Source organism: Cyanobacterium sp. HL-69 (assembly GCA_002813895.1).
GTDB lineage: Bacteria > Cyanobacteriota > Cyanobacteriia > Cyanobacteriales > Cyanobacteriaceae > Cyanobacterium.
In genome coordinates, this window is the sequence record CP024912.1 from 277,060 (window position 1) to 297,366 (window position 20,307).

A 20,307-nucleotide genomic window follows, 5' to 3' on the forward strand; every position below is an offset into this window, starting at 1 on the left:
AAAGAATGCCAGCACACGACACTATATCAGACATGCTGACTCGTATTCGTAACGCCTGTGCCGTCCGCCACCCGACCGTGGCAATCCCTAGCACTCGCATGACTCGCAGTATCGCTGACGTACTAAGAACCGAAGGCTTTATTGGCAGTTACGAAGAAGTCGGTGAAGGAGTAAAAAAAGACATCGTTGTCTCCTTAAAATACAAAGGCAGAAATCGCCAACCCATTATCCATAACATCCGTAGAGTAAGTACCCCTGGTTTAAGAGTCTATAGCAAGAAAAAAGACCTTCCCAGAGTACTCGGCGGTATTGGGGTGGCAGTCATTTCCACTTCTCACGGCATCATGACCGACAGAGAAGCAAGAAAACAAGGTATCGGTGGAGAAATTCTCTGCTACATCTGGTAATAACCATTGACAATGAACAATTAAAAATTACCAACAAAATGTTTTTGACCTTGATGGTTTTGTAAACAGAAAACTGAGAATTATTGATTGTTTATTGGCTACATAAACTAATAATTTAGAACTTAAAATCAAATTATGTCTCGTATTGGAAAACGTCCTATAGCGATACCTCCCAAAGTCAACGTCGAGATTAGCGGTCAACACGTCAACGTCTCCGGTCCCAAAGGCAACCTCGCCAGAGAATTACCTTCTCTTGTGTCCGTAGCCCACGAAGGCGAAAACCTCCAAGTTAACCGCGATAACGACAGTCGTAAAGCTAGAGAAAGACACGGTTTATGCCGTACTCTCGTAGCAAATATGATTGACGGAGTCAGTCAAGGATTCGAGAAAAAACTTGAAATCCGAGGGGTAGGTTATCGTGCCCAAGCCCAAGGCTCAAAATTAACCCTTAACGTCGGTTACAGTAAACCCGTAGAAATGCAAATGCCCGATGGCATCTCCGTTGCCGTTAACAGCAACACTGAGGTAGTCATCAGCGGTATTGATAAAGAATTAGTAGGCAACATGGCGGCGAAAATCCGTGCTGTTCGTCCTCCTGAAGTTTATAAAGGAAAAGGTATTCGCTACGCTGGTGAATATGTAAGACGTAAAGTAGGTAAAGCAGGTAAGAAATAATTATGACTATTAACCGTAAAAATCTAGTCCAACGTCGCCATCTTCGGATTCGCAAAAAAGTCACAGGTACTGCTGAGCGCCCTCGTTTAGCCGTATTCCGTTCCAATCAACATATTTATGCTCAATTAATTGACGATGTGGCCCAACATACTTTAGCAAGTGCATCTACCTTAGATAAAGAATTACAAGAAAAACTTGGTTCTACTTCTAACCGTGATGCTTCCGCTGAAGTTGGTAAATTAGTCGCTCAAAGAGCATTATCCAAAGGCATTGAAAAAGTAGTTTTTGACCGTGGTGGTAATCTATACCATGGACGTGTCAAAGCCTTAGCTGATGCCGCCCGTGAAACAGGTCTTAACTTTTAAGAGGAAATCATCATGGCAAAAGAGCGCGAACAAAAAGATCAACGCAAAGGCAAACAAAGAAAACAACGTAGAGAAAAAGACAACACTTGGCAAGAGCGGGTTGTACAAATCCGTCGTGTTAGTAAAGTTGTTAAAGGTGGTAAAAAACTTAGTTTCCGCGCCATCGTTGTCGTTGGAAATGAAAAAGGTCAAGTAGGTGTAGGTGTAGGTAAAGCCGGAGACGTAATCAATGCGGTTCGTAAAGCTGTTACCGACGGTAAAAAGCACCTTGTCACCGTTAAAATTAACAAAGCTAGTTCTATTACCCACGTTAGTAACGGTATCGCTGGAGGAGCAAAAGTATTTATGCGTCCCGCAGCACCGGGTACTGGGGTAATTGCAGGGGGTGCCGTGCGTACCGTCTTAGAATTAGCAGGAATTAAAAATATTTTAGCTAAACAACAAGGATCTAACAATCCTCTTAATAATGCTCGTGCGGCGGTTAATGCCCTTGAGCAAATCCGCAGCTTCTCTGAAGTAGCAAGAGAAAGAGAGATTCCCTTAGAACAAATTTATTCATAAGCCCATTGCTAATTAGTAATAACTATGAGACTTCATAACATTGGACCCAAACCTTCATCTAAAAAGCGTCGTCGCCGTATCGGTAGAGGTATCTCTGCTGGACAAGGTGCTAGTGGCGGTTTTGGGATGAGAGGTCAAAAATCTCGTTCTGGTACTGGTACTAAGCCAGGTTTTGAAGGGGGACAAATGCCCCTTTATAGAAGAGTACCTAAGTTAAAACACTTTACTGTACTAAATCGTAAAGAATACACCATTATCAATGTGGAGAAATTAGCTGGTATTGCTGCTAATTCTGATGTAACCATCGAATCCTTAATGGATGCGGGTATTATCACCACTAATGATGGTCCTTTAAAAGTTTTAGGAAATGGCGATTTAGGAGTTGCTTTGAATGTAAAAGCGGCTGCATGGTCTAAATCGGCTCAGGAAAAAATTGAAGCCGCTGGTGGTTCAATTTCTGCTCCTGATCATGGTAATACTGATCAATAAATGTCAAGATACTAAGGGGAGAGGTCAAATCATTGATAGGAAGTAATTGACAATTGACGGTTAATTACTTTTACTTAAAGTTAGGGGTTTAACGTCTTTATCTTTATTTATCAGTTTTTTGACCCTTAATTTTAATTTATTCACCATTATTGTATTGATATTTTAGATCATGGTTGTCAGCAGAGAAAAAACTCCAACTGCTCAAGAAACCTTTATGCAAATGGCACAGGCTGCAGGGCTTCGTGGTCGTTTGCTTATTACTATAGGTTTATTAATTTTAATTCGATTAGGAATTTACATTCCTGTACCAGGTATTGATCGTGATGCTTTTGAGGCGGCGGTTCAAAATTTACCTTTTCTAGGGTTCTTAGATCTTTTCACAGGAGGCGGTTTAGCTACTGTGGGAATTTTTGCGTTAGGAATTTTGCCCTATATTAATGCTTCTATTATTATCCAACTTTTGACTTCTGCCATTCCTGCCCTAGAGGATTTACAGAAAAATGAAGGGGAAGCAGGTCGTCGTAAAATTGCTCAAATTACCCGTTATGTGGCTTTTGGTTGGGCGGTAATTCAATCTACTGGTATTACTATCGGTTTATTGCGTCCCTATGCCCTTAATGATAGTCCTATTTTCATCATTGAAACGGTTATCGCCATTTCGGCGGGATCTATGTTCGTGATGTGGGTATCAGAGTTGATTACGGAGAGAGGCTTAGGAAATGGTGCTTCTCTGTTGATTTTTGTCAACATTGTGGCGGTGTTACCCCGTACCCTTGGTAATACCATCGATTATGCTCAGTCTGGGGGCAGAGAGGCGATCGCACAGGTCGTTTTACTTGTCCTTGTATTCTTAGTAATGATTGTGGGTATCGTGTTTGTCCAAGAAGGTACTCGCCGTATTCCCATTATTTCTGCCCGTCGTCAAGTAGGACGCCGCTTATACCGTGAACGCACCAGTTACTTACCCCTAAGACTTAACCAAGGTGGGGTAATGCCGATCATTTTTGCTTCGGCAGTGTTAGTATTACCATCTTCTGTAGCCGGTTTTGCCGATGGTACTCCTTTTAATACCTTATTAAATAATGTTGCTTTGGCACTGCGCCCTGGTTCCATCTGGTATGTTGTAGTTTACTCCTTACTCATTGTTTTCTTTAGTTATTTCTATGCTTCTTTGATTTCTAATCCAGAAGACATTGCCCAAAACTTGAAGAAAATGGGATCTAGTATTCCAGGGATTCGTCCTGGTAAAGCAACAGTAGCTTATATTGAAGGGGTTTTGAATCGCTTAACCCTATTGGGAGCAGTTTTCTTAACCATCGTAGCAACGGTTCCTACTTTTGTTGAAAGTGCTACTGGGGTAACAACTTTCCAAGGTTTTGGTGCGACTTCCCTCTTAATTCTTGTGGGTGTAGCCATCGATACTGCGAAACAAGTTCAAACCTATGTTATCTCTCAACGTTATGAAGGAATGGTGAAAGATTAGGTTTTTATCCCTCCTGTGGGGGGAAATTTCCACATCACTTTTTACCATGTCTTGGTGTGAGTTAACACCATCTGATATTTGATTCTGATAAGTAAATATTTCATTATCAATTATCAATTATCAATTATCAACCACGAAAACATGACCAGATTAATTTTTTTAGGCGCCCCTGGCGCTGGGAAAGGTACTCAAGCCGAAATCTTGGCAGCTCATTTGAGTATCCCCCACATCTCCACTGGAGAAATTTTAAGAAGTGCGATCGCCAAGCAAACCCCTTTAGGGATTAAAGCAAAATCTTTTGTAGATAACGGCGACTTGGTACCCGATGAGTTAATCCTTGATTTGATCAAAGATAGACTAGGTCAGGAAGACGCTCAAAAAGGTTGGATTTTAGACGGTTTCCCCCGTAATGTTCCCCAAGCGGAATTTCTTTCTACTCTGTTAACAGAATTGGATCAAAACTGTACCGCAGCTATTAACCTCGAAGTACCTGATTCTACCTTGATGAAAAGGCTTTTAGGTCGTGGCAGAAAAGACGACAACGAGGAAACCATCGCCAATCGTTTAGACGTTTATCGTCAAAAAACGGCTCCCCTGATTGATTTTTATCAAAGTACAGGGTTGTTAAAAACAGTCAATGGCGATCGCACCCTAGAAGAAATCAGTACCGAATTGCAAACAATAGTAAAATCCTAACCGTAACCGTAATTTCTTAAAACAAAGACATTTGGTATGATCAACAAGGATTAAAAATATAAAGAGGACTATTGTATGTCAAAAAAAGATCTGATTGAAATGGAAGGCACAGTGACTGAATCCCTACCTAACGCCATGTTCCGCGTGGACTTAGATAACGGTTTCAACGTCCTTGCCCACATCGCAGGAAAAATTAGACGTAATTACATCAAAATTTTACCAGGCGATCGTGTCAAAGTAGAACTTACCCCCTATGACCTAAGTAAAGGAAGAATTACTTATCGTCTCAAAGGAAAAAAGAACTAATTGCCATTTTACAGTGTCATTTCAACCCATCAAGAGGAAAATTGCCAAAATTATCTTTTCTTTTTCCATAAAAACGTCAAGAATTGATAACAAAAATATCCCTATCCAAACCGTTGAAAAGTGCTGAAAATAAGCAAATTAGGATATTTGACACAAAAATAAAATATTGTTATAATTAAAGGCTTGCAGTGTAAACTAATACTATGAAAGTTAGAGCATCAGTCAAAAAAATCTGTGACAAATGCCGTGTAATCCGTCGTAAAGGTCGGGTTATGGTAATTTGTGAAAACCCAAAACATAAACAACGTCAAGGATAAACTTTAACCATAAGTTTAACCTAAGAAACGCAAAAGTTGACCAAATTGGGAAAAAATAAAGAAACAAAAGGAAACTATTAGACATGGCACGGATATCCGGTATTGACTTACCTCGTGATAAACGAGTAGAAATAGGACTAACCTATCTATACGGCATTGGTTTAGTAACTTCTCAAAAAATCTTAGCCGCCACAGGAGTAAATCCTGACACCAGAGTTAAAGATTTAAGTGACGAAGACATTGCTAAACTAAGAGCCAACATCGAAGAAAACTACCAAATCGAAGGGGATTTGCGTCGTTTAGAAGCGATGAATATCAAGCGTTTAGGGGACATTGGCACCTATCGTGGTCGCCGTCATCGTCAAGGCTTACCCGTAAGAGGGCAAAGAACCAAAACCAACGGTAGAACTCGCAGAGGACGCAAAGTTGCCATTGCTGGGAAGAAAAAAGCACCTAAGAAATAAAAACTTAGTTAGGTGGAAGCAAAAACAACTAGGCGGAAAAACGTTGCATCCAAATATTGTTATTCTTCCCTTAGCAACACTTCCTAGCTCACAAAAATTAACTGCCTAAAAGTAGAAATTAGATTAATTAACAACCAAAACTAAATTAAACAAATTCAGTAAAAGAGGTAAAAAAACCATGGCAAAACCCACAAAACGGGGAGGTCCAAAAAAACAGAAGAAAAATATCCCCAGTGGTACAGCTTATATTAAATCCACATTTAATAATACCATTGTCACCATCACCGACACCACTGGCAACGTAATCTCTTGGGCCACGGCTGGTTCTAGCGGTTTCAAAGGTGCTAAAAAAGGTACTCCCTTCGCCGCTCAAACCGCAGCGGATAGTGCAGCTCGTACCGCTATGGATAACGGAATGAAACAAGTTGAAGTAATGGTAAGTGGTCCTGGGGCAGGAAGAGAAACCGCCATCAGAGCATTACAAGGAGCAGGATTAGAAATTACTTTAATTCGTGACATCACCCCCATTCCTCACAATGGTTGTCGTCCTCCAAAAAGAAGAAGAGTATAGTTTTGCTCATCTGTGCTTCTCGTGGGAAATAAATTAATGTTAGTTACTTTTTCGTCCATAAACCAAGCACATTACATCTTGACAAAACTTTTGCTGATCAAGAATCAAATCAAACCTGACTTCATACATTGAGGAAATAATCACTGTGGCTGTGTTTAAAATAGACTGTTTAGAAAATAAAACTCAAAAAAATCAAGGGCAATACGGTAAGTTTGTACTAGAACCTTTAGAAAGAGGTCAGGGCATCACCGTGGGAAACTCCTTGAGAAGGGTTCTTTTATCTAACTTAGAGGGTGCAGCAGTGACTGCCGTACGAATTGCGGGGGTTAACCACGAGTTTGCTGTGATTGACGGGGTGAGGGAAGATGTGTTGGAAATTATGCTAAACATGAAAGAGCTCGTGTTTAAAAGCTACAGTGACACACCCCAAATCGGTCGTTTGGTGGCAACAGGACCTGACACGGTGACTGCCGCTCAGTTTAGTTTACCATCAGAGATTGAGATAATTGAACCTAACCATTACATTTGTACCTTGGGTAAGGGTGCAAAATTGGAAATGGAATTTAAAGTGGAAAAAGGTAGAGGTTATCGCGCCATTGAAAAAGGTAATGATGAAAACTCTTCTTTGGACTTTTTGCAAATAGATTCAGTGTTCATGCCTGTTTCTAAGGTTAATTTCACGGTGGAAGAAGTACGCCATGAAGGAAAATTAGCAGATCGCTTGACTTTAGAAATTTGGACTAATGGCAGTATGAAACCAGAGGAGGCTCTTTCTGAGGCGGCCTCTATTTTAGTAGGTTTATTTACTCCTTTAGAAGATGTGGATAATATCAGAGGAAAAACTGAGGTTCAACCCGTTGAGGAAGATCCTACCAGTCAAATTCCTATTGAGGAGTTAAATCTATCTGTAAGGGCTTACAACTGTCTCAAACGGGCTCAGATCAATACCGTGGCGGATTTATTGGAGTATTCCCAAGATGATTTACTAGAAATCAAAAACTTTGGTCAAAAGTCTGCGGAGGAAGTTATTGAGGCTCTACAGCAGCGCCTTGGCATTACCCTAGCGGAAGGAAAGGCTAAAGATGTGGCAGGAGATTTGATTGATAGTCAAGAACCCGTTGCCACTCCCTAACGTTATAACGGTTGTCGTTGGACAATAATTTTAAGGATCACTAAAGATCTCTATCTATAATTTATCAAGGAGGAAATTTATGAGACATCGTCGTAAGGTAGCCCAACTAGGCTTGCCTGCTGATCAAAGAAAGGCTCTTTTAAGAGCTTTGACTACTCAGTTATTAAAAGAAGGGGAGATTGTTACCACCAAAGCCCGTGCTAAGGCTGTACGTTCCACTGCGGATAAAATGATCACTTTGGCTAAAAATGGCTCTGTGGCATCCCGTAGAAGAGCTTTAGGTTATATCTATGACAAGGATTTAGTTAACGATATTTTTGCTAAAGCGGCGGAACGTTATGGCAACCGTAATGGTGGTTATACCCGTCTAGTTCGTACTAAAAACCGTCGTGGAGATAATGCTGAAATGGCTATTCTTCAGTTAGTGTAGTTATTTCTTTGGCGACTAATCTGATGACTTCCTCTAACCTTAATGTGAAAAGAATTGCTTTGGTTATTCAGTATGTAGGTACTAATTTTCACGGTTGGCAGAGGCAACCTCATCATCGTAGCGTACAAGAAGATATTGAAACGGCGATCGCCCTTACCGTTGGTCATGATGTGACCATTCATGGGGCAGGTAGAACAGACAGTGGAGTTCACGGAGCAGCTCAGGTAGCCCATTTTGATGTGGCATCTAGCATTCCTCCCGAACGTTGGGCAAAAGTGTTAAACACTCGCCTTGGGGATGATGTTTTTATCAGAGCATCCGCCGAAGTTGCCCCCCATTGGCACGCTTGTTTTTCCGCCTTAGCTCGTCGTTATCGTTATACTATATATACTGGGAAAGTTCCCAATTTATTCTTAAAACCCTTTACTTGGCATTACTATCATCACCCTTTAAATGCGGAAATCATGGCAGAGGCATTACAACCTTTGTTAGGGACTCATGATTTTAGTGCTTTTCGCCGTGCTGGTTCTCCCCGTCCCCATTCTTTTTTAGAAATGCAAGAGGTATCCTGCCACAGAGCCGAAGATTTGATTCATATTGAGGTTCAAGCCAGTGGTTTTTTGTACGGTATGGTACGCCTGTTAGTGGGATTATTGGTAGAAGTAGGCGCCGAGGTGCGATCGCCCTTAGAATTTAACGATATATGGGCAAATAAACGTCGAGATCTCGTCAAATACTCAGCACCAGCCAAGGGACTATGCTTTTTAAGAGTTCATTATCCAGAGTTTCCCATTCCCAAAGCAGTGTGGTATAACAGTCAACCTATTTTTACTTTTAGTTAAAATTGACCATCAAATAAAATGAATAAAACAACAGTACCCAAAATAGAAGACATCGAACAAAAGTGGTTCGTTGTCGATGCCGAAAATCAACGTCTAGGTCGTTTAGCCACCGAAATCGCTAACGTTTTAAGAGGCAAAAACAACCCCAACTTTACCCCTCACCTAGACACTGGAGACTTCGTTATTGTAGTTAACGCCGAGAAAATCGTTGTCACAGGTAACAAAAGCTCTCAGAAATTATACCGTCGTCACTCCGGCCGCCCCGGTGGTATGAAAACCGAAACCTTTGAAAAACTACAGAACCGTATTCCTGAAAGAATTATCGAAGTTGCTGTAAAAGGGATGCTCCCTAAAAATAGCTTAGGACGTAGCCTCTTTACCAAACTAAAAGTTTATACTGGTCCTAATCATCCCCATCAGGCACAACAGCCCGAAGTATTAAATATCCAAACCATTCCCGCAGGAGGTAAATAAAAATGTCTGATAAAGTAGTTTACTTAGGAACTGGTCGCCGTAAGGCTTCTGTTGCCCGTGTTCGCTTAATTCCAGGCTCTGGAGCCGTTACCGTTAATGGTCAAGATGCCACCAACTATTTCCAACAAATTCAAGGTTATATTCAGGCAGTTAAAGCTCCCCTCGAAACCCTTGGTTTAGAAAATGAATATGATGTTTTGGTTAATGCCCATGGTGGTGGTTTAACAGGTCAATCCGACGCCGTTAAACTAGGGGTAGCTAGAGCACTGTGTGAACTTGACCCTGAAAATCGTCAGCCTCTCAAGGCCGAAGGTTATTTAACCAGAGATCCCCGTGCTAAAGAGCGTAAAAAATACGGTTTACGTAAAGCTCGTAAAGCTCCTCAATTCTCTAAACGTTAATATTATTTACGGAGGTTTTAGGTACTGGTGTATTAACAGTTTAGTTAATCGAATTGTACTTAAACCCCATTTTAATATTTGTATCCATTTTAATTATTCACTTGTCAACCTAATAGTTAGGAGAAAATAATGCCTAAAGCTGGAATTCATCCCGAATGGTACCCCGATGCCAAAGTAATTTGTAACGGTGAAGTGGTTATGCACATCGGTTCTACTAAGCCTGAAATTAACGTTGAGGTTTGGTCTGGAAACCATCCTTTTTATACTGGAACCCAAAAAATTATTGACGCGGAAGGACGTGTGGATCGTTTCTTACGTAAATATGGTATGCTCTCTGGCAACCAAGCTCAAGAGACTAAAACCGAAGAAACTAAATAGTTTTGACTTTTTTTTCGATTAAACCCCTTCTCTTAATGGAAAAGGGGTATTTTTTTATTATTTTTTGGTATTAATAGGAGCAATTAATTCATCGGGATCTAAAATAAAGATCGTCTTTTGTTGTTCCTCTTCGGTCACCATTGTCACATGGGAAGCTATTTTAAAAGTGTCAACCTGACGATAGGATGGGGGTAATGCTCGTATATCCTTAATGGCAATATCATATAAACTAGGGGTATTAGTAACAATGATGCCGAATCTTTCCCCTGTACTATTTTCGGCAAGGAGTAAATATTTCTTGTCCTCTCCTTCAAAGATACTTGGGGTATTAAAAAACTTTTTGTGTAAATCAATTACGGTTATTTCTTCTCCCTCTATGGTTGCTATGCCATAGTGATTCAATCCACTACCATAGACAGTGGCGAAATTAACTACCTTCTGCACTACATCTATGTGAAGGGCTGCGTTTAGTTTGCCGATGGGAAAACTGAGCAGTTTGATTTTGTTAACAACAACAGTATTAGATTCGGGAGAAGATAAGTTGGCAAGATTCATGGAGTTATTTTTGAGTTAGATGTTTTTGTAAACTACTGCACCATCACTGTGTCTATTGTACCCACAAATTAACTGCTCTGTTTCTAGTTGTAATAATGTTTCTTTAACGATAGCTGGGCTTAATTCGGTGGCAATCACCACATCAGAAACGGTCATTTCTCCCTGCTCTTTAATAGCCTTGAGGATGAGAATTTCTAAATTTTGGGGTTGATTTGCTTTTGGGAGGTAGGCTGGTTGTTGATTTTGTACGGGGCTTGCTATGGGTTGGAAGGGTAGAGTTCCATTTTCGTTACGAGAGGCGATCGCCAATTTATCCCGAGCATGACGCACAGCGATAATATTTTCGATGGTACCACCCACCGCAATGACTCCCCAAACCTCTTCAAAGTCCGGCTCTTCTACCATGGCGAAGAAGATGAAAAAAGTGATAGCGGCTCCCCAATAACGATTAGTGTAAAGGTAGCCAATGGGGGAGAAGAAAAAAGTTAGTAGTCCTGTAATAAAAAGATTTTTGTTTGCCTTTTTTTCGAGGTTATATAGTTTTTCGATTTTTTTTTCGCCCATATCACTAACCTCAATTTACTATACTTTGATTTTAACATTTATCCTTTTTTTTCAAAGAGGTTTTATGTAAAGTTTTATTTTGGTTTTTAACAATAGTTATTATGAAATAATAAGCAATAATAGATAAAGTTAAACCAACGCAAAAAGAGCCTATCAAAAGAGTAATAGTTATTTCTGCCCCTGAATCAGCTAAATTTTGCCACGACTCAGAATTGAATTCATCTAAATAATTTCCTTGAATTTTAAAGATTTTTTCGAGAATAAACGAACCAATTTGATAGTTAAAGAAAAAGATAGGAACATAGGTGAAAGGGTTACTAATCCAAGTTCCCATCATGGCAGTAACTTTGTTTGCCCTTAAAATAATAGCTAGTAACAAAGCCCCGATCATTTGTAAACCAAAAAAAGGAAAACTACCTGTAAAAACACCAATGGCAAAACCACGGGCGATCGCCTCTGGTCTTTCTTTTAAACTAAGAATACGCCAAATAAAGTATTTATAATAACGTTTGATGGGCGATATTTTTTTTCTTTTTTTCAAAGGAACAGGTTGTTTTTCAGTAACATTATTTATAGATTTTGATTTATTTTTTAGCATTGAGCTATAATATGGATGGATATTTTCATTACATATATCTAATAGACAAAATATAGATATAAAAAGTTTATTTCCAAGATTATAATAACAAATTATTTTTCATCTCAAAATTGTAGAGTCCCTTAGCTCCTCACTTTCCTCCATTGTGTACCATCCATAATATTGTTGATTTTCTGTTTTTATCGAAATGACTACTAACAACCAAATCCCCCTTTTTCCACCCCGCACCATCGATGAATTAGTAGCTGATATTGACCTACTAACCTCAGAAATTCAAGAATTATATTGTCAAGATCAAGTCCCTTGGATAATTGGATACAGTGGCGGTAAAGATAGTTCCTGTATTCTACAACTAATTTGGAGGGCGATCGCCCTTTTACCCCCCGAAAAAAGAAGAAAAACAGTTCATGTCATCACCAACGATACCTTTGTGGAAAATCCCATCGTTTCCCACTGGGTGAGGGGTTGTATCGATAAAATAAATAAATCTGCCCAAGAGCAAACCATGCCCTTCACGGCTCATCTTACCCATCCTGCCACCAAAGACACCTTTTGGGTATGTTTGATAGGGAAAGGCTACCCCGCCCCCCGTCAGGGCTTTCGCTGGTGTACTGAACGGATGAAAATTCAACCAGCTAATCAATTTATCCGTGAAACTATTCGAGCCAATGGGGAAGTAATCTTGGTGCTAGGTACTCGTAAAGCCGAAAGTACCACCAGAAAAAGAACCATGGAAAAACACGAGAAAGGTAGATTTAGAGCCAGATTAAGCATTAACTCCCGTTTACCCAACTCCTACATATATACCCCCATAGAAGATTGGCGCACCGATGAAGTGTGGATGTATTTACTACAATGGCAAAATCCTTGGGGCGGAGATAATCAAGACTTATTTACCATGTATCGGGGGGCTACCGCTGATAATGAATGTCCTTTGGTGGTGGATACGTCAACCCCTAGTTGTGGGGATTCTCGGTTTGGTTGTTGGGTATGTACCATGGTAAGCAAAGATAAATCCATGGAAGCGATGATTCAAAATGATGAAGAGAAAGAATGGTTACAACCCTTGCTAGAGTTGAGAAACGAGTTAGATATTCGGGATGATCGAGATAAAAGAGATTTTCGGCGTATTTACGGTAAGGTAGAACTTTTTGAGCGTAATGTGGATGGCGAAACCACCGTGCATAATATTCCAGGCCCATATCTCAAGCAGTGGCGAGAATATTGGTTAACAAAGGTATTAGAAGCCCAAATGAGTATTAGGGAAAACGCCCCCCCAGAGTTTCGGGATTTAGATTTAATTTCCATTGCCGAGTTGAGCGAGATTAGAAGAATTTGGCTGGAGGAAAAACATGAATTTGATGATAGTTTACCCCGCATCTATGAAGAGGTGACAGGGGAAGAATTTAATGATCCTCGCATTGGGGCAGGTAATTCCTTATTAGGTTCGGAGGAATGGCAAACCCTAGAGGAGTTGTGTGAGGGAGACACCATGCACCTAGAGTTGATGACTCGTTTATTGGATACCGAAAGACAGTATTTGACAAAGGTTCGTCGGGTGGGTATTTATCAAGCCCTTGAAAAGTGTTTTCATACTAGCTCTCGTTCTCCCGAAGAGGCGATCGCCAATGCGGAATATATCAGAGATATTAAAAAAACAGCCCAACAAGGGGACGTGAAAGCATTACAACAAAAACTAACATGGGGCAAAATGAAGTTTAGTAAGAGTGGCAATGCCTAAATTTTTAATCTTTAGCATCATTCTCAACATTGTCGCCAAAAGATAAATTTTCATCATCATCATTTCTAATTAAAAAATTAGATTCATCATCATCCTGTGGCTCAATAATTTGATTATCATAGCCCACATTATTAATGACAGCCCCGATTAGTGGTAACTCTTCCTCGATAAAATCATCAATGGTAGTGCCAAGAAGATTTCTAAGACTCTTACCCGGGTGGGTTACTAAAATAATACCATCTACAAAAGGCTCTAATAATAAAGCATCATTACAACTAGAAACAGATGGAGTATCTATCACCACAAAGTCATATTGCGATCGCGCATATCGTAAAAAAGCCTTAATTTCTGCCGACTCCAAAATGGCAGGGGCTTGTTTTTGAAAACCGGGGCTAGGAACAATGGAAAAGTTAGGAATTTCAGGTACTCTCTGAATCAATAAATTTAAATCCCCACTATTTACCCCTTGAAAATCATAGTAACTAATGGGATTACTACTGAGGGCAGGATCTGCTTGTAACTGAAAATATTTGCGAGAACCGGGGTTTTTATCCCGTAAATCTAGTTCAATTAATAAAGTACGTTTTCCAGCATTAGCAGAGGCGATCGCCAAATTATAACCTGTCACCGTACGCCCTTCATCGGCAATAACACTAGAAACAAGAATTACCTTAGTATTGTCACCCCCCAAACGGCGAATATTACTACGAAGACGTTCATAAAATCGTGAATAAGGAGAATCAGACTCAAATATAATGGGCATTGCCTTACGAAAAGGTTCAGGATTTTCCACCATGGGCAACTCTGCCAACAAAGGAACATCCCGTTCCGCAAAAAAGTCTTGTAATTCCCTCGGAGTATGCAATCTCTCATCAAGGGTAGCAAAGAGGAAAATCACCCCCATAGCCGATGCGAAGCCAATCACCATCCCCACACCCACAATTAGAATAGGACTTGTGGCAGGAGGTACAGGGGGGCTAGGTTCACGAATTAAAAAAGCAGGTTGTATGATAGTAAAGCTACTATCCGCCTCTGCCTCCGCTGACTGGGCATCCGTCAAAGCTGCAAAAATAGTTTCATAGAGAACCCTTTGAGACTGAACCTCTTGAATTAAAGAAGTTTGTTGAGTCTGTCTTTCCGGGAACTGCTCATACTCTTGGCGTAAAGTATTTTGAACCTGTTCTACTGCTGCTAATTGCCCTGCCACGGCATTTCTTTGTCCTTCTAAATTTATTAATCTAGCAGCCAACTGCGCCCTAGTTTGATCCAAGTTACTAGCGTCTCGCACATTACCTGTTATCGGTTGAAAAACCCTATCCGTACCAATAACTTCCCTTCCCCTTTCCTCTATTAACCTTTCATTAAGTGCTTTTTGTTCCCTCAACTCTACCATGGTGGGATGATCTTCCCTTAAATCAGTTTGTAATCGCTGTAACTCCAAGTCATTTTGTAAAATTAAAGCCCTTAAATTAGCAATGATAGGATCTGCACTTAGAGCCGAGGATACATAAGCCTCCTCCGGAGTTAATTGCAATTGTTGTTGTAAAGTTTCTATTTCTGCATCAATGCCAGACAATACCACATCTAATTGTCTTTTTTGTTGTTCAGAACTGGTAATTCCACCGAATAAACTACCATCTTGAACCGATAAGAGTAAAGCACCTTCATTGGAAATATAAGTATAGTAATTTTGTTCGGCTTGTTCTACATCTTCTTGAACTTCCGCAAGTCTTCTTTGTAAATCGGTAATTTTATTTTGTAATCTTACAGTGTTAACACGATAGCTTTCATTAACAATTTCCTCCAAAAATACTTGTAAAACGGTTCTCGATTCTTCAGGGGTTCTACCCCCGTCATACCGGAAAGTAATTAAACGAGCGCTCGTATCACTGTTTTCCCTTGTTTGATTTTCTGGTTCCTCTGGTAAACCCAAAACTAGATCCGCTACGGCTCTTTCTGTTTGTCTTAAATTAAAATCAATACGGTTAGCAATATTTTGTATTACCTGTTGAGAGATAATATCCTGAATGTTTGTTAATCTGCCCTGGTTGCGTAATTCTTCTCCCGCTGATGTAAAAGTGGGTAAAGGACTATTTACCGATAAACGCCCAAAAGCAAGAATCTTATCTTCCTGTCTTTCTGGTTCGGGAACAAGGGTAAAAAGAAAAGATCCCCCCGTAATTACGGCAAAAACCACAATACCTAGCCATTTATGTTCATTGAGGGAAATAAAAAAACGAGTAACAATAGGAGGTGCCATAAAAAATTGTAGCTATCTATAAAATTATTTTAGAAACGGATATTATTATTATTCCGATTATTATCAAATATTCTGCCATCAATGGCATCTTGGATGAAATTAGTAAAACCAAAAATATCTCTAATGGGTTGAGTGATAATTCTGATACCTCCCAAGATACGCCCTAAGAGAGTACGACTCACCACAATAACATCATCCTCCCGTAGAGGAAGATTTTGAGCCATATCTCCTGTCTCTATGGTTTGACGAACGTTAAGAGATTGAGTGACTACTTTACCCAACTCTGGATCAAAACGCATTAGGGTTACTTCATTGTTGGTAATTAGAGGAATAAACTCAGGTAGAAGTGCCACTGCATCGAGGAAGGAACTACCGTTAGGAATATTAATATTTCTGAGGGTTACTCCTGCCGCACCCGTGGGTGCTACCACTCTAACTCTGATAAGAGGTTGGGGAATATTAGTACGGGCTATGAGTGCTCGATCATAATCTTGATCTTGTCCAACTTCGAGGGCAGAAACAACGATAGTATCTCCGGGTTGAAGCCGAATACGAGGCTCTCCTGTTCCTTCGATTAGAGGACGGTAGAGATCTAGTTTTTCTTCGATTAAACTGTCATCAGCGAGGCGACGACGGACTATGATAGATCGCATATCTGCTTTATTGGTAGTACCTCCAGCTAAGTTGAGGAGGGAGCTCATGGGTATGCCATCACTGACGGTATAATAGCCTGGTCTAACGACTTCTCCTATTACTGTAAGGTTAAACGGGCGTTGTCCTGTTAATACAGCTAAAACTTGGGGGGGTTCACGCAAAAAACGATTTCCCAGTTCAAAGCTAATTTTATTTTCTACTTCTTCGGTGGTTAAACCTCGAAGGGATATGCGCCCTAAAATTGGCACGACTACGTTTCCTTGAGCGTCTAGTGTCCCCGAAAAGCTAAATTCTGGAAATCTTGCCACTGAAACATTAATGGAGTCGCCAAAGTCAAGACGGTAATCATTTAAATGTTGTGCGTTTCCTTCGTTGAATGGTTCTGGTTCATAACCTCTGGGTACTGAAGGAAAGTTTGATGGGTCGTTGGTTTGAAGGTTTAAATTGTTTTGTGACCACGCTATTTGTTGGGGTATAAGAATCACGAGGAAAGAATGAAATAAGAGTATCTTTAGGGGGTGAAACTTATTAGTCATTGTGATCTTAATTAATTTTTATGCTTCAGATTATAACGATTTTAATAATTGTAATAGAGTTGGTTATCAATTTTTTTACTTAATATTAATTTTTGTGTTTGTTTAACTTTACCTAATTTTGTTTGTAATTGCTGTTTGCACTTGTTTTGCTATGGTTGTTATTTCTTCTTGTCTTGGTTTTATTTCTTCTAAAGGATCTATATATAGTCTTAAACTTATGGCTACCCACCCAGTGCGATCGCCCTTAATTTGACTTTTTAGATCACTCATAAACCAACGATAAGGTTTATAATGTCCTCCATCTTTCCATGTGTACCAATTCATCATCGCTACAGTATTATTCTGATTCCAACCCCTTTGAAATAGGGCTGTAATAGTAAGATTATCTTCAGTATTAAAGGTGATGCTTTGTTGAGAGTCTGTTGACCAATCTTGAGGATCTATTAAAGGAATTATTGTATTCTGATTATCTAAATTTCTAATGGTAAAGGCACGAGAACATATGGATGGTAGAGAGCCTAAAATAATATTTAAGGTATTTTTATCCACATCTTTTTGCTCAATTAATGTGCCTATATTTTTAGCAGATGATTCAATATTTAATTCCTGTGGTGTCAAAGATAATTTTTCGGAGATTTCTTGCAGACAGAAAGACGCATTTACATTTAAACTTTGTAAATCAGTCCATTCAACGCTAGGTTTATCTTTAAAATAAGGCTGAGGTTGTATTAATAAACTAGCAGTAAGATTGTCTTTTTCCATGACTTCCCAGTGCCAATTTTTGCCACTTAGTCTTACTCTATGTCTTTCTACTGTTTTCCAACCTTCCAATGATATAGAGTCGTTTTTTAAGCTATTAATTAACCTCATATTACTAGGTTCATTTTCACTACTCCAACTCCAGTTTCCTCCTCTTAAATAGCCAGGCAAAACTCCTATAACAATCAATAATATTAGGATAATTATTAAACCTAAATAAGAAGATTTTTTTTCTTTTTTATCAGGCATTTTATTTATTAATCTATTTTACATTTATTTATTCTGAAAATACATGATTAATTTATATTCACTGATGGCTAAAATTTAAAATTAAATTCATCATCATCAGATTTTAACTGTTCTGATTGATTATCAAATTTGGGAGCAAAATCTATTTTTTCAATCCATAGAAGTAAAGCAAAAATAAACCCTAACATGACGGTAGAATAAAGACTTCCGCCCCAATCATCATGAAACCAAACAAACAAGGAATCCTGTCTTGCACCATGGAAAAACGCTAAAATTGCATTACGAAATACATTACCCATGACACTAATAAATACTGCACCTACCAACAAACATAGGGAGCGAGTGCGATCGCCCAAAACATCCCGCCAATATAGTAAAATCAAAGAAACATATAAACTGGTAAAAAGCATCTTTAACCCTGCACAATAGGGGGCTACCTCCACCAATCGACCATTTACCGAGAGATATATACCATTCACCGCCACATCAAAACCCAGGTGAAATAGTAAAAATCCCGAAAGAGAAGCAATAAATCTTTGTAACCAAAGGGTGTAAGGAGTTATTAAATAAGGGATAGAGTTGGGAGTTGCCAAAATTATCAACACAAAGGGAAACCAAAATAACTTTAATCCCGCTTTACCCTTCAAAAAATAACCAACTCCCAATAAAATCAGGGGAAATGAAAGATTAACAAATTCTGGCACTCCTGAGAGGTAAAAAATACCACCGACACTAAGGGGGAAAAAACCTTCTGGGCGAAATAGATTCGGTAATTTTTGCCACTTTTTTTTATCAAGCCAACAAAGATAAAATGCAAAAGGAATACCAATCACCCCATGGCTAAAGTATTCATGTTCGATACCGATGGTTTTATTTAGCCAACCATCATACCAGTGCCATATTAAAGGAAAATACATCAAACATAAAAATCCCAGTATTAGATAGGAGATTGTTTGTTCGTTTAGATAATTCTGTTTATTCTTAATTAGTGCCATTTTTATACATTGTCAATAAACCATTGTTAACACCTTACATTTTAAGAGATTATTCTAATAATGTTTCTTGTTTCTATCATTTTAACTAAAGCATACGTAAGTATATGCTATTTTTCAATAAAGATTCTATTAAGTTTTTTTCTATGTTTATTTGCAAATTTTGTGTTAATTAGTTATTTTGCCTTTATTAATTATGATTTTATGGTTATATTAAGTAAATTTATTTTAAGCAATTGTTGTAAGGTTTATTTTAAGTTTAAATATGCTAAAAATATAATAAATTAAAGTGTTATATAACTCAGGAAGTTGCTTACTATAGTAGAAAAATGTTAATCTAAATGGGATTAATTGACATTATGAATGACGCAAAATATACCTGTGAAAAGTTTTTTCTTCAATGAAAACCTAATCTATGTTGTTAAAAGACTATCCCAAGGATTACTAACTCTTTTATTAGCTTCCATGCTTAGTTTTATTATTATTCAACTGGCACCGGGGGATTATCTTGATAACCTACGACAAAATCCCACAATCTCCCCTGAAACCATTGACGAGTTACAAATTCGTTTTGGACTAGATAAACCACCCCTACAACAGTATCTATTATGGTTAAGGCAAGTAGTTACTAGATTTGATTTTGGAGAAAGTTTTGTTTATTCTCGCTCGGTTTCTTCCCTTATTATTGAGCGAATTCCCGCCACTTTACTATTAGCCATTTCATCAATTATTGTAACATGGGCGATCGCCCTTCCCCTCGGCATAATCAGCGCTGTTAATCAAAATAAACCCATCGACAAAACTCTAAGGGTAATGAGCTATTTTGGGCAAGGATTTCCTAGCTTTATCACCGCCCTAATTTTATTGGTGGTAGCTCAAAATTTATCCCCCTTATTTCCCGTGGGAGGCATGACAAGTGTAAACCATAACCAACTATCCTTTTTCGGTAAAATTCTGGATATTGGTTGGCATATGATATTACCCACCATCGCCCTAAGTATTACCAGTTTTGCAGGATTACAACGATTAACCCGAGGGCAACTTTTAGATGTACTGCGCCAAGATTATATTCAAACCGCAAGGGCAAAAGGACTTCCTGAGAATCGAGTATTGTATGTTCATGCTTTGCGTAACGCCATTAACCCTCTCATCACTCTATTAGGATTTGAATTTGCTAGTTTGTTAGGTGGTGCATTCATCGCCGAGTTTTTCTTTAATTGGCCTGGATTGGGTAGGCTAATTTTACAAGCGGTACAGGCTCAGGATTTATATTTAGTTATGGCAAGTTTAATCATGGGGGCAACTATGTTAATTATCGGTAATTTAATGGCTGATTTATTGTTAAAATTTGTTGATCCTCGCATTAAGTTAGAAAACTTAGAGTAAATTTATAATTGATATTTTCATT

The 20,307-nt window shown here is 39.0% G+C and carries 26 protein-coding genes; 19 read left to right on the plus strand and 7 right to left on the minus strand.

Translation table 11 applies throughout. From position 1 onward, the window contains the following. Positions 1–5: 5 nt before the first annotated feature. The 17 genes from rpsH to rpmE all read left to right on the plus strand — a co-directional run bounded on the left by rpsH (position 6) and on the right by rpmE (position 9,991). A complete protein-coding gene (rpsH, locus tag AA637_RS01255) occupies positions 6–407 on the plus strand; it encodes a 30S ribosomal protein S8 (protein ID WP_069790225.1) in 402 nt (133 codons plus the stop codon). 135 nt (positions 408–542) lie between these two features. After that, a complete protein-coding gene (gene rplF, locus AA637_RS01260; protein WP_069790224.1) occupies positions 543–1,082 on the plus strand; it encodes a 50S ribosomal protein L6 in 540 nt (179 codons plus the stop codon). Positions 1,083–1,084: 2 nt separating this feature from the next. After that, positions 1,085–1,447 (plus strand): 50S ribosomal protein L18, encoded by a 363-nt coding sequence (gene rplR, locus AA637_RS01265; RefSeq protein WP_446683558.1) that lies wholly within the window; start codon positions 1,085–1,087, stop codon positions 1,445–1,447. Positions 1,448–1,459: 12 nt separating this feature from the next. Then, complete coding sequence (gene rpsE / locus AA637_RS01270; RefSeq protein WP_446683559.1) at positions 1,460–2,008, plus strand: 30S ribosomal protein S5; 549 nt, start codon at positions 1,460–1,462, stop codon at positions 2,006–2,008. 24 nt (positions 2,009–2,032) lie between these two features. Then, positions 2,033–2,497: a 50S ribosomal protein L15 gene (gene rplO / locus AA637_RS01275; RefSeq protein ID WP_069790221.1), complete on the plus strand. Its 465-nt coding sequence runs from the start codon at positions 2,033–2,035 to the stop codon at positions 2,495–2,497. A gap of 169 nt (positions 2,498–2,666) precedes the next feature. Continuing rightward, positions 2,667–3,980: a preprotein translocase subunit SecY gene (gene secY / locus AA637_RS01280; RefSeq protein ID WP_069790220.1), complete on the plus strand. Its 1,314-nt coding sequence runs from the start codon at positions 2,667–2,669 to the stop codon at positions 3,978–3,980. 141 nt (positions 3,981–4,121) lie between these two features. Then, positions 4,122–4,676 (plus strand): adenylate kinase, encoded by a 555-nt coding sequence (locus AA637_RS01285; protein WP_446683560.1) that lies wholly within the window; start codon positions 4,122–4,124, stop codon positions 4,674–4,676. Positions 4,677–4,751: 75 nt separating this feature from the next. Continuing rightward, positions 4,752–4,982: a translation initiation factor IF-1 gene (gene infA, locus AA637_RS01290; protein ID WP_069790218.1), complete on the plus strand. Its 231-nt coding sequence runs from the start codon at positions 4,752–4,754 to the stop codon at positions 4,980–4,982. Positions 4,983–5,185: 203 nt separating this feature from the next. Further along, positions 5,186–5,299 (plus strand): 50S ribosomal protein L36, encoded by a 114-nt coding sequence (gene rpmJ, locus AA637_RS01295; protein ID WP_015223440.1) that lies wholly within the window; start codon positions 5,186–5,188, stop codon positions 5,297–5,299. A gap of 83 nt (positions 5,300–5,382) precedes the next feature. Beyond that, positions 5,383–5,763 (plus strand): 30S ribosomal protein S13, encoded by a 381-nt coding sequence (gene rpsM / locus AA637_RS01300; RefSeq protein ID WP_069790217.1) that lies wholly within the window; start codon positions 5,383–5,385, stop codon positions 5,761–5,763. A 178-nt stretch (positions 5,764–5,941) separates the two neighbouring features. Continuing rightward, positions 5,942–6,334 carry a 30S ribosomal protein S11 gene (rpsK, locus tag AA637_RS01305; RefSeq protein WP_015223438.1) on the plus strand — a complete coding sequence of 131 codons (393 nt, stop codon included), beginning with the start codon at positions 5,942–5,944 and terminating at the stop codon, positions 6,332–6,334. Between the two features lie 145 nt (positions 6,335–6,479). Beyond that, positions 6,480–7,466, plus strand: a complete 987-nt coding sequence (locus AA637_RS01310) for a DNA-directed RNA polymerase subunit alpha (RefSeq protein WP_069790216.1) — start codon at positions 6,480–6,482, stop codon at positions 7,464–7,466. Positions 7,467–7,545: 79 nt separating this feature from the next. Continuing rightward, positions 7,546–7,896 carry a 50S ribosomal protein L17 gene (gene rplQ / locus AA637_RS01315; RefSeq protein ID WP_069790215.1) on the plus strand — a complete coding sequence of 117 codons (351 nt, stop codon included), beginning with the start codon at positions 7,546–7,548 and terminating at the stop codon, positions 7,894–7,896. 23 nt (positions 7,897–7,919) lie between these two features. After that, positions 7,920–8,738: a tRNA pseudouridine(38-40) synthase TruA gene (gene truA / locus AA637_RS01320; protein WP_446683561.1), complete on the plus strand. Its 819-nt coding sequence runs from the start codon at positions 7,920–7,922 to the stop codon at positions 8,736–8,738. 18 nt (positions 8,739–8,756) lie between these two features. Beyond that, complete coding sequence (rplM, locus tag AA637_RS01325; RefSeq protein WP_069790213.1) at positions 8,757–9,212, plus strand: 50S ribosomal protein L13; 456 nt, start codon at positions 8,757–8,759, stop codon at positions 9,210–9,212. A gap of 2 nt (positions 9,213–9,214) precedes the next feature. Further along, positions 9,215–9,613, plus strand: coding sequence for a 30S ribosomal protein S9 (rpsI, locus tag AA637_RS01330; RefSeq protein WP_069790212.1), 399 nt, complete (start codon positions 9,215–9,217; stop codon positions 9,611–9,613). 129 nt (positions 9,614–9,742) lie between these two features. Next, complete coding sequence (rpmE, locus tag AA637_RS01335) at positions 9,743–9,991, plus strand: 50S ribosomal protein L31 (RefSeq protein WP_069790211.1); 249 nt, start codon at positions 9,743–9,745, stop codon at positions 9,989–9,991. A 57-nt stretch (positions 9,992–10,048) separates the two neighbouring features. Here rpmE and AA637_RS01340 read toward each other — a convergent pair whose 3' ends face one another. Genes AA637_RS01340 through AA637_RS01350 form a run of 3 tightly spaced genes read right to left on the minus strand, consistent with a single transcriptional unit; the run spans position 10,049 to position 11,708 of the window. Then, complete coding sequence (locus AA637_RS01340) at positions 10,049–10,546, minus strand: chemotaxis protein CheW (RefSeq protein WP_446683562.1); 498 nt, start codon at positions 10,544–10,546, stop codon at positions 10,049–10,051. Positions 10,547–10,561: 15 nt separating this feature from the next. Next, positions 10,562–11,110 (minus strand): hypothetical protein, encoded by a 549-nt coding sequence (locus tag AA637_RS01345; RefSeq protein WP_446683563.1) that lies wholly within the window; start codon positions 11,108–11,110, stop codon positions 10,562–10,564. Positions 11,111–11,141: 31 nt separating this feature from the next. Continuing rightward, the gene (locus AA637_RS01350; RefSeq protein ID WP_446683564.1) at positions 11,142–11,708 is read right to left on the minus strand and encodes a DUF2062 domain-containing protein; all 567 of its coding nucleotides are present in this window, start codon (positions 11,706–11,708) and stop codon (positions 11,142–11,144) included. A 187-nt stretch (positions 11,709–11,895) separates the two neighbouring features. Between AA637_RS01350 and dndC the strand changes: the two genes are divergently transcribed. After that, complete coding sequence (dndC, locus tag AA637_RS01355) at positions 11,896–13,449, plus strand: DNA phosphorothioation system sulfurtransferase DndC (RefSeq protein WP_446683565.1); 1,554 nt, start codon at positions 11,896–11,898, stop codon at positions 13,447–13,449. A gap of 4 nt (positions 13,450–13,453) precedes the next feature. Here the strand turns inward: dndC and AA637_RS01360 are convergent, their stop codons facing one another. From AA637_RS01360 to crtB, 4 genes are all read right to left on the minus strand, one after another. Beyond that, positions 13,454–15,709 carry a GumC family protein gene (locus AA637_RS01360; RefSeq protein WP_446683566.1) on the minus strand — a complete coding sequence of 752 codons (2,256 nt, stop codon included), beginning with the start codon at positions 15,707–15,709 and terminating at the stop codon, positions 13,454–13,456. A gap of 29 nt (positions 15,710–15,738) precedes the next feature. Next, positions 15,739–16,899, minus strand: coding sequence for a polysaccharide biosynthesis/export family protein (locus AA637_RS01365; RefSeq protein ID WP_446683567.1), 1,161 nt, complete (start codon positions 16,897–16,899; stop codon positions 15,739–15,741). A 108-nt stretch (positions 16,900–17,007) separates the two neighbouring features. Then, positions 17,008–17,907, minus strand: coding sequence for a cyanoexosortase B system-associated protein (locus AA637_RS01370; RefSeq protein WP_446683568.1), 900 nt, complete (start codon positions 17,905–17,907; stop codon positions 17,008–17,010). 68 nt (positions 17,908–17,975) lie between these two features. Continuing rightward, positions 17,976–18,902 carry a cyanoexosortase B gene (gene crtB / locus AA637_RS01375; RefSeq protein ID WP_446683569.1) on the minus strand — a complete coding sequence of 309 codons (927 nt, stop codon included), beginning with the start codon at positions 18,900–18,902 and terminating at the stop codon, positions 17,976–17,978. 360 nt (positions 18,903–19,262) lie between these two features. Here crtB and AA637_RS01380 point away from each other — a divergent pair, with 360 nt between their 5' ends. Next, positions 19,263–20,285 carry an ABC transporter permease gene (locus tag AA637_RS01380; RefSeq protein WP_446683570.1) on the plus strand — a complete coding sequence of 341 codons (1,023 nt, stop codon included), beginning with the start codon at positions 19,263–19,265 and terminating at the stop codon, positions 20,283–20,285. The last annotated feature ends 22 nt before the right edge of the window (positions 20,286–20,307 follow it).

Coding starts and splice junctions, on each gene's coding strand:
- rpsH (WP_069790225.1), top strand. CDS start 6: ATGCCAGCACACGACACTATATCAGACATGCTGACTCGTATTCGTAAC.
- rplF (WP_069790224.1), top strand. CDS start 543: ATGTCTCGTATTGGAAAACGTCCTATAGCGATACCTCCCAAAGTCAAC.
- rplR (WP_446683558.1), top strand. CDS start 1,085: ATGACTATTAACCGTAAAAATCTAGTCCAACGTCGCCATCTTCGGATT.
- rpsE (WP_446683559.1), top strand. CDS start 1,460: ATGGCAAAAGAGCGCGAACAAAAAGATCAACGCAAAGGCAAACAAAGA.
- rplO (WP_069790221.1), top strand. CDS start 2,033: ATGAGACTTCATAACATTGGACCCAAACCTTCATCTAAAAAGCGTCGT.
- secY (WP_069790220.1), top strand. CDS start 2,667: ATGGTTGTCAGCAGAGAAAAAACTCCAACTGCTCAAGAAACCTTTATG.
- AA637_RS01285 (WP_446683560.1), top strand. CDS start 4,122: ATGACCAGATTAATTTTTTTAGGCGCCCCTGGCGCTGGGAAAGGTACT.
- infA (WP_069790218.1), top strand. CDS start 4,752: ATGTCAAAAAAAGATCTGATTGAAATGGAAGGCACAGTGACTGAATCC.
- rpmJ (WP_015223440.1), top strand. CDS start 5,186: ATGAAAGTTAGAGCATCAGTCAAAAAAATCTGTGACAAATGCCGTGTA.
- rpsM (WP_069790217.1), top strand. CDS start 5,383: ATGGCACGGATATCCGGTATTGACTTACCTCGTGATAAACGAGTAGAA.
- rpsK (WP_015223438.1), top strand. CDS start 5,942: ATGGCAAAACCCACAAAACGGGGAGGTCCAAAAAAACAGAAGAAAAAT.
- rplQ (WP_069790215.1), top strand. CDS start 7,546: ATGAGACATCGTCGTAAGGTAGCCCAACTAGGCTTGCCTGCTGATCAA.
- truA (WP_446683561.1), top strand. CDS start 7,920: ATGACTTCCTCTAACCTTAATGTGAAAAGAATTGCTTTGGTTATTCAG.
- rplM (WP_069790213.1), top strand. CDS start 8,757: ATGAATAAAACAACAGTACCCAAAATAGAAGACATCGAACAAAAGTGG.
- rpsI (WP_069790212.1), top strand. CDS start 9,215: ATGTCTGATAAAGTAGTTTACTTAGGAACTGGTCGCCGTAAGGCTTCT.
- rpmE (WP_069790211.1), top strand. CDS start 9,743: ATGCCTAAAGCTGGAATTCATCCCGAATGGTACCCCGATGCCAAAGTA.
- AA637_RS01340 (WP_446683562.1), bottom strand. CDS start 10,546: ATGAATCTTGCCAACTTATCTTCTCCCGAATCTAATACTGTTGTTGTT.
- AA637_RS01345 (WP_446683563.1), bottom strand. CDS start 11,110: ATGGGCGAAAAAAAAATCGAAAAACTATATAACCTCGAAAAAAAGGCA.
- AA637_RS01350 (WP_446683564.1), bottom strand. CDS start 11,708: ATGCTAAAAAATAAATCAAAATCTATAAATAATGTTACTGAAAAACAA.
- dndC (WP_446683565.1), top strand. CDS start 11,896: ATGACTACTAACAACCAAATCCCCCTTTTTCCACCCCGCACCATCGAT.
- AA637_RS01360 (WP_446683566.1), bottom strand. CDS start 15,709: ATGGCACCTCCTATTGTTACTCGTTTTTTTATTTCCCTCAATGAACAT.
- AA637_RS01365 (WP_446683567.1), bottom strand. CDS start 16,899: ATGACTAATAAGTTTCACCCCCTAAAGATACTCTTATTTCATTCTTTC.
- AA637_RS01370 (WP_446683568.1), bottom strand. CDS start 17,907: ATGCCTGATAAAAAAGAAAAAAAATCTTCTTATTTAGGTTTAATAATT.
- crtB (WP_446683569.1), bottom strand. CDS start 18,902: ATGGCACTAATTAAGAATAAACAGAATTATCTAAACGAACAAACAATC.
- AA637_RS01380 (WP_446683570.1), top strand. CDS start 19,263: ATGACGCAAAATATACCTGTGAAAAGTTTTTTCTTCAATGAAAACCTA.